Annotated in this window: 1 protein-coding gene; it reads right to left on the bottom strand. The window is 31.7% G+C overall.

Annotated elements, in window-relative coordinates; all coding sequences use genetic code 11:
• Positions 1–215: 215 nt before the first annotated feature.
• Positions 216–584, bottom strand: a complete 369-nt coding sequence (locus tag OCT58_RS10360) for a helix-turn-helix domain-containing protein (RefSeq protein WP_267202732.1) — start codon at positions 582–584, stop codon at positions 216–218.
• Positions 585–1,105: the final 521 nt, after the last annotated feature.

Genomic DNA, 1,105 nt, shown 5'->3' with positions numbered 1-1,105 from the left:
TGATAAAATAGTGGTGCTCATCAAGGTCCTTCTTTCTAATGGATTGTACGGTAACACCATTAAAGACCTTGATGGGTTTTTCTGTCCACTTAAATGTTCAACTTAAATTTTACAATCTGCCATGTAATTAAAAAACGGTCCTATTGGGGAAGACCCCAATTATACCAGTTTATGTAATTTATCATTATAGAAATGAAACGGCAAGCAACATTTTGTTACTTGTCGTTTTTCTTATTTATATCAGTTGTTGATGCTGTTTTGATTATTTCAATAAATAATTTTGACAATTGTTCACTCGTACTATCTTCGAGCATATCTAGTAAGTTGAAAAGCTTTTGTTGGTAAGGGTTTAGTTTTATTGCTTTGTTTTTATAACTGCCACTAATAAGTTCATCAATACTAACCTTTAAAGCATTTGCAATTTTAAGAAGATTAATTGCACTAAAATTTTTAACTTCACCACGCTCTATTCGTGCCATATAGTTCGAAGACACCCCAGCTAATTCTGCTAACTGTTCTTGACTTAAGTTTAATTTTCTTCGTTTTGCGGCTATATTTGTGCCAATTTTATGTATATCAATCATATTTACGATTCCTTTTTATATTAATCGTAAATATCAACCGAAGGCCTTTTAAGTATTGATAGGTATAATTATAACTATCTCAATAGAGATAATAAGTGCTATAATCAACTATGATAAATATTATTTTGGGAGAGGGAGCTGTATGCCAGAAGAACATGTTAATCAAAATTGGCGTCAAGCGGATTTTGATGATGTTAAACAAACTTTTGGTGGTGTTATACATATCTCAAATAAAGAAAATGAGTGGTTCTTTTAGTAATGATTTGTTTCAACAACTTGACTTAGAAAAATATGAGGAGAAGCGAATAGCTAAAGTGTGGGAACTTGCTTCACTAAGTTTAAGTGATCTTTACAAAGTAGCACCAAAATACAGGATTGTTCCTAAAAGCTTTTATGATTGGCAGATTGTAAAATTTAAGTTGAACATTTAAGTGGACAGAAAAACCCATCAAGGTCTTTAATGGTGTTACCGTACAATCCATTAGAAAGAAGGACCTTGATGGGCACCACTATTTTATCAT

Origin of the sequence: Limosilactobacillus kribbianus, assembly GCF_026413145.1 — a bacterium.
GTDB classification, from domain to species: domain Bacteria; phylum Bacillota; class Bacilli; order Lactobacillales; family Lactobacillaceae; genus Limosilactobacillus; species Limosilactobacillus kribbianus.
This window is presented reverse-complemented; position numbering and strand designations above follow the sequence as displayed.